This is a genomic window from Collinsella aerofaciens (assembly GCF_039752985.1).
Classification (GTDB): Bacteria; Actinomycetota; Coriobacteriia; order Coriobacteriales; family Coriobacteriaceae; genus Collinsella; species Collinsella aerofaciens_BT.
In genome coordinates this window covers 27,683-30,806 of the sequence record NZ_JBDMHA010000024.1, presented here as the reverse complement: position 1 = coordinate 30,806, position 3,124 = coordinate 27,683, and the positions used below count along the sequence as shown (strand labels likewise).

At 61.7% G+C, this 3,124-nt stretch carries 2 protein-coding genes; both read left to right on the top strand.

The window, feature by feature from the left end; genetic code table 11:
* Positions 1 to 245: 245 nt before the first annotated feature.
* Positions 246 to 965 carry a GntR family transcriptional regulator gene (locus ABHR76_RS04680; RefSeq protein ID WP_346976952.1) on the top strand — a complete coding sequence of 240 codons (720 nt, stop codon included), beginning with the start codon at positions 246 to 248 and terminating at the stop codon, positions 963 to 965.
* Positions 966 to 1,310: 345 nt separating this feature from the next.
* Positions 1,311 to 3,124 (top strand): RecQ family ATP-dependent DNA helicase (locus ABHR76_RS04675; RefSeq protein ID WP_346976951.1); only part of this gene is annotated, 1,814 nt, incomplete at its 3' end.

The window sequence follows — 3,124 nt, the reverse complement described above, 5'->3', positions numbered from 1 at the left end:
GCCTGCAGCAGGACGACGGCAGGTAGGGTATTGGCATTTTGCCGGCCTGGCGCAACCCTTCCGTATGAGCCCCTCGAAAGCCTCGTTGCTTTCGAGGGGCTCTCGTTTGCCCAGATAAAACCTACCAAAATGAAGCTGTCGCTTTTTGGTAGGGAGGGTGTATCGTTTTATCAATATGAGGTAACATGAAACTAGACGTTATATACGTATTAGTTATTTCAATATTTCGATAAGAGTGATCAGATATGCCTGCGCCCAAAAATGCACCGCTTTACCAGCAGATTTACGACGAAATCAAGGATGCGATCGAGAAAGGTGTTTATGCACCCAAGGAGCGTATTCCGTCCGAGCTTGAGCTAGCCGAGCAGTACGACGTGAGCCGCATTACGGTGCGCCGCGCCGTCGAGGAGCTGTGCTCCGATGGCTACCTGGTTAAGCAGCAGGGCCGTGGCACCTTTGTCTCCACGCCGCACATCAATCGCCAGTTTCACGCCTCGACGTTGCAGACGTTTACCGCGCTGTGTGCCGGCAATGGCATGAAGGCCGGTGCGCACGTGATCGATCGCCAGATTGTGCCGGCGCGCCAAAACGAGATGGAGTTCTTTGGCCTGCAGAAGGATGCGCTGCTGCTGCATATCAAGCGCGTGCGTACGGCCGACGGCGAGCCCATCTTTGAGGAGAACATCTTTGTGCCGTTTGATGCCTACCGCGAGCTGTTGACGGCCGATCTTGAGGACAAGTCGATTTTTGCCGAGGTCGAGCGTGTTGGCGGAATCCCGATTGTCTCGGTTGGCTACCGCACGGTCGAGGCCGTTCGTGCCAATACCGAGCAGGCGGCCGAGCTGGGCATTGCTCCGCACGATCCGCTGCTCAACCTGCGTGCCGGCTTCACGGGCTCCAATGGCGAGCCGGTCCTGATGGGTAAGCAGTACTACGTGGGATCGCGCTACGTTATGGTCATGTAAGTTACGCGGTTTTACCAAACCGCGTAACGGCTCGACGCTGCAAACGCCCCTAAGCGGCAATCTGACGTTCAATCGTCGGTCGCGTACCCAAAGTACGCTTCCCTCCTCTTTCACGTCACCTTGCTCGCTTAGGGGCGTTTTCGCTGACTTATGCTCAACCTGCGGGGTTTCCGCGCTTGTCAAGAGATTGCTTATTGGGGACGTTCTTAAACGACTAGTCATTCAAGAACGTCCCCAATGACTACCGTTCCCTTTGGACCACATTGTCCGTGGCCGGCAGCCGTGCAACGCTGGTCCGCGTGGCGGCGTATAATCGGCGGCAGATGACTTGGACGTTAGGAAACCATGACCGATAGCATGCAGCAGCTGGCGCTCGACACGCTCGGCGCCTATTTTGGCTACACCTCGTTTCGCCCGGGACAGGACCGCATGGTCGATGCGATCCTTGCCGGTCGCGATGCGCTGGGCGTTATGCCCACGGGCGCCGGCAAGTCCATTTGCTACCAGGTGCCCGCGCTCATGCTGCCCGGCATCACCTTTGTGGTAAGTCCGCTGCTGTCGCTTATGGAGGACCAGACCCGCGCGCTGCTCGCGGCGGGTGCGCGCCCCAGCTATCTCAACTCCAGCCTTACCCCGGCCCAGCAAAACACCGTGCTCAAGCGGGCGCGCGAGGGCCGCTACCAGCTTATGTACGTGGCGCCCGAGCGTCTGCTCGAGCCGCGCTTTTTAGCCTTTGCGCAGGAGGCCGCGGCGGACGGCGGCATTGGCGTGCCGCTCGTGGCCATTGACGAGGCCCACTGCGTGAGCCAATGGGGCCAGGATTTTCGCCCCGCCTACCTGCAGATTCGCGAGTTCATCGAATCACTTCCGCAGCGCCCCATCGTGGCGGCCTTTACCGCTACGGCGACCGAGCGTGTGCGTGCGGACATCCAGCAGATGCTCGGCCTGCAAAACCCTGCGACGGTGGTGACGGGCTTCGATCGCAAGAACCTCTACTTTGGCTGCGAGGAGATGGGCGACAAGGCCAAGGCCGCATGGGTGCGCGACTATGTGATCGCGCATTCGAGCGAGAGCGGCATCGTGTATTGCTCGACCCGCAAGACCGTCGATGCGCTGGCAGGCGAGCTTGCCGAGGCGCTGGGCCCCAGCGGCATTCGCGTTGGCCGTTACCATGCCGGCATGGGCAACGACGTTCGCCGCCAAAGCCAGCGCGCCTTTATCGACGACGATATCCAGGTGATGGTTGCCACCAACGCCTTTGGCATGGGCATCGACAAACCCAACGTGCGCTACGTGATTCACAACAACGTGCCCGAGAGTATCGAGGCCTACTACCAGGAGGCTGGCCGCGCTGGCCGCGACGGCGACCCGGCCAGCTGCCACTTGCTGTGGAACGGTAACGATTTTCGCATGCGCCGCTTTCTGATCGACCGCGGCGATGCTGCCGACGAGGCGCTCGACGACGAGCAGCGCGCGTGGGCGGTCCAGAATCGATATCGTCTGCTCAGCCAGATGGAGGGCTACTGCAATACCACCGGCTGCCTGCGCGAATACATGCTGCGCTACTTTGGCGACGAGGCCGCGGCCGAGCATGCCGCGGCCGGTACGGGCGGCACCGCCACGGACGAGGCCGAGGGCTGCGGCAACTGCAGCAACTGCCTCACGCAGTTCGAGGTCGAGGACGTCACCGATATGGCCCGCGCCGCCGTGCGCTATGTGGCCACGCGTCCCATGCGCTTTGGCAAGTCGCTCATCGCCGACGTGCTCCACGGCGGCAACACCGAGCGCATTCGCCAGATGCATCTGGACGAGGACCGCGGCTACGGTGAGCTGTCGAACGAATCCGTCGGGCGCATCAAGGACATCATCGGCCAGCTGTGCGGCCGCGGTTATCTGGCAACCTCGCAGGGGCAGTACCCGGTCGTGGGGCTGGGCCCGCGTGCCGCCGAGGTCGAGGATGAGGCGTTTGCCTTTACCGTTAAGCGTCGCGCGTCCAAGCGCAAGGCCTCGGCCCGCGCCCGCCGTGCGGTGGATCTGCTGCGTGAGGAGGCCGAGCTGGATCAGCGCCCGCGCGTGGGCGACGATGTCGAGCTGTTCGAGTGTCTGCGTGCCCTGCGCAAGGAGATTTCGACCGAGCTGGAGATGGCGCCGTACATGGT

Bases quoted from the DNA above. Each gene is read 5' to 3' on its own strand.
- ABHR76_RS04680 (WP_346976952.1), top strand. From the start codon at position 246: ATGCCTGCGCCCAAAAATGCACCGCTTTACCAGCAGATTTACGACGAA.